The sequence below is a fragment of the Micromonospora sp. NPDC005413 genome (genome assembly GCF_040606435.1).
GTDB lineage: Bacteria > Actinomycetota > Actinomycetes > Mycobacteriales > Micromonosporaceae > Micromonospora.
Map to the genome: position 1 here is coordinate 1 of NZ_JBEXEV010000075.1, position 3,126 is coordinate 3,126.

A 3,126-nucleotide genomic window follows, 5' to 3' on the forward strand; every position below is an offset into this window, starting at 1 on the left:
CCACCACCTCCCAAGAATCGTTGGGAGACAGCCTGCCCGACACGTCCTCAGCACCGACGGATTACACGATCAACGTTCAAAGACGAGGCACTAGCTAGCACGTCATACGGGTGCCGCCGAAAACTGACCGATGACCACGACGCTATCCGCGCAGTTTTCACGAGCGCGTCGGCCGAGCTGACCGCCACGATTCGCGTGCCATCATGAGCCATGCGTTCTCGGCGACGCCGTCTGGCTTCGGGCATGGACATGGTGGAGCGGCGGCTGTCCCGCGCCAGCGCGATCCACCGACGCTGGCCGCGCCTCTTGCTGGTCTTCTCGGCGTTCGCCGCGCTCGGCGTCCTGGTCCTTCTCATCGGCCCGGCGGCTCGATGGCTGACGCCGTTGACGGGTGTGTCCGGCAAGGACATTTCAGCCTCCATTAATGCGACACGTCAGATTCTCCTAGTGGCCGTCGCCGGCATAGTGGCGGCCGCCGGGCTGGCCTTCACCGCGCGCACCTTCTTCCTCACCCGACGCGGTCAGTGGGCAGATCGGTACGGCAAGGCGGTGACGCAGCTAGGCTCTCCAGAACTGATGGAGCGAGTCGGCGGGATCTACGCCCTGGAACGCCTGATGGCCGAGTCCCTGCACGACCACTGGACGGTCGTCGAGGTCCTGGCTACCTTCGTCCGCCGGCACGCCGCACGGCTGGAGGGCGAGTCAGCGGACGGCGGGGCGCCCACACCACCCGCAGTCGACGTTCAGTCGGCGCTGACCGTGCTGTGCCGCAGACCCCGGAGGCCGGAGACCCACACCCTCGATCTGTCGGGCACCGATCTCTGCGGCGCGGCGATGTCCGAGGGGCATCTGCCGCAAACGCGCTTCGACAACTCCTGCCTCAAGCGAGCCGACCTCAGTGGAGCCGACCTGCGCGGCGCATCGTTCCTGAGCGCGGACCTGACGGAGGCGCTGTTGGTAAACAGCGGTCTCGAGGACGCGTTCCTGACCGCCGCCGATCTGAGCTGGGCTGCTCTTGCCGGGGCACGGCTGGATCGGGCGAGTCTCGTGGCGGCACGTCTAGAGGGCACGATCCTCGAGGGCGCCCGGCTGCACGGCGCTCTGCTGACCCCACCGGACGTCAACGGTCTCACCGCCGCCCAGCTAACGACGGCCCTGCTGGACGACGCCACGGAGCTGCCGTCGCACCTCGCCACGTCCTCAGGACCGGACAGGGCCGCCCGGGCCTGACACTTGCCGTGGCACGAGAAGGCGAACCCACCACCGGCGGTAAACCCGATCGATCTGCTTGTAGGCGGCGTCCAGGGAAGCGCCGTACGCCTTGTTCTCAGCCCGCAGTTGCTGGTTCGCATGCTGGAAGCTTGTCCTGTCCCTGCTCGCCTCGGACAGCGACTGCCGCAACTCGACGGCCTCCCGCGCCGCCTTCTCCCGGGTCACGGAAAGCTCGTCGGTCAGCCGCTTCATTCGGGCGCCCCAGATCTCGTCGAGTTTGCGGAGTTCCTCCTGCGTGTCGCGCAGTTGCAGCTCGGCTTGGTGTTTGAGCCGCTCCTCGTACTGCGCCCGTTCGAACTGGAACTCGACCAGCCGGTAATTCACCTCCGCAAGCTCGGTGGCGATCCGCTCGCGTTCGGCGCTGACGACAAAGAGCTCGCCCTTCAAGCGTTTGATGTCCCGGCGAAGCTGGCGGCGCTCGGATTCCAGCTCGTTGATCCGCTGCGCCAGCCGGTCCTCGTCGGCTTTCTTGTGCAAGGCCTCGATTAGCGCCGAGACGCGGTCGACCTCGCCCTCGACCGAGCGCATGCCGCGGACGATCTCGTCGTGGTGCTCGCGCTCGACGTCCGCGCGGTGACGCAGTTGCCGGCCCAGCGCCTGGAGGTCCGCGGGATCACTCGGGATCGCGATGGTGCGCTTCCCGGCCGTCGTGTCGTCCGATCCGGCCTGACCGAGCTCGAAACTGCCCTTCTCCTTGACGGCGGCGACCCACAACTTCTCGATCACCTGCACATCACCACCGAGGGCCTCGGTGACCTGCAGCCAATATTCCCAGGCCGGCAGGATCGCACCGGAGAGCATCTTCATCACCGTCTCCGGGATGACGCCACCGGCCGTACGGGCAGCGATCTGGACCGGGTCGAGCGCGCCAAGCGTGGAGCAGAGCGCCCGGAAATAGTCCTGGAGGTCTTCGAGAGCCTTGGTCGACGTACGGCCATCCGATGGCATGGCGACTCCTGACAACCGCGACTGTGGGCTCTCTCGATGGAGACCCACGGTACCGGCCGGGTACCTGGATCTGACCACACAAGGCGGCCGGAGGTGTCGGAATTCCGTCCCGGGAGCCTAGTAATGCAACGGCACAACCGTGCCTATGCAAATGCCGAGGTGGCAAAAAGTACGGCTAGGTCCCCGCGCACTTCGCCCGCCCACCCGGCACGGACCCAACCGGCGGCCACCCCTCCGAAACACATACCAGGGCCGGACAACGGTGATCAAGGTTGACAACCTACGCTTCTCGAAGATTGTGCCCGCCCCGCAGACACCCGCGGCCGGCCCAGCCCCGGGCACCGCCGCACCTCGCCCGCCGTCGGCCCCGGACAGCGGCGGTGTCACGGCGCCCGCACGCAGCAGCCCCGCCCTTGGCCTCAGACGGAAGTAAACAGGCTCTTTACAGATGAGGGTGTAGCTGCGGGGGCTGGGCTTGTGGGTCTTGGGTCACCCCTCTTGCTGTCGTTGGGAGTTTCCACCCCGAGAGGGCAGCCTTGCACGTTTGGGCCCGCTGCTGAGACCTCTTGTCGGGCAGTGCTGATGCCAGGCTGATCGAGGTGGGTCAACACATCGACACTCCCTTCTTCGGTGTCCGCCCCGGGATGCCCCGCGAACGCCCTTGGTGCCGACGGCCTCGATTGCTTAGGCATCAGCTCCTTTGGTGGCGGCGGGACTCAGTCGTTGGTGGACGCCCCTGGTCCAGTCGCGGCGTACCGGGCGGCGATGGTGCGGACGGCCTCGTCGACTACCTGAGCGACGCGTTCGGCGCTCACCTCCCAGCCCGGCACTAGGAGTGTTGGCCAGAAGACGTAGTTGGAGATCATGCCCAGGAACTGGGTGGCTGCGAGGTCCACGTCCTCGACC

3 protein-coding genes are annotated in these 3,126 nt (G+C 66.8%); 1 reads left to right on the forward strand and 2 read right to left on the reverse strand.

Annotated features, from left to right (window positions below; translation table 11 throughout):
• Nucleotides 1–243: 243 nt before the first annotated feature.
• Nucleotides 244–1,230, forward strand: a complete 987-nt coding sequence (locus ABZS37_RS32610) for a pentapeptide repeat-containing protein (RefSeq protein ID WP_355175436.1) — start codon at nt 244–246, stop codon at nt 1,228–1,230.
• Here the strand turns inward: ABZS37_RS32610 and ABZS37_RS32615 are convergent.
• Together ABZS37_RS32615 and ABZS37_RS32620 are read right to left on the reverse strand one after the other, a co-directional pair.
• Nucleotides 1,201–2,220, reverse strand: a complete 1,020-nt coding sequence (locus ABZS37_RS32615; RefSeq protein WP_355175438.1) for a hypothetical protein — start codon at nt 2,218–2,220, stop codon at nt 1,201–1,203. The two genes, ABZS37_RS32610 and ABZS37_RS32615, sit on opposite strands and share 30 nt — an antisense overlap.
• A gap of 716 nt (nt 2,221–2,936) precedes the next feature.
• A partial coding sequence (locus tag ABZS37_RS32620; RefSeq protein WP_355175440.1) for a TetR/AcrR family transcriptional regulator C-terminal domain-containing protein occupies nt 2,937–3,126 on the reverse strand: 190 nt, incomplete at its 5' end.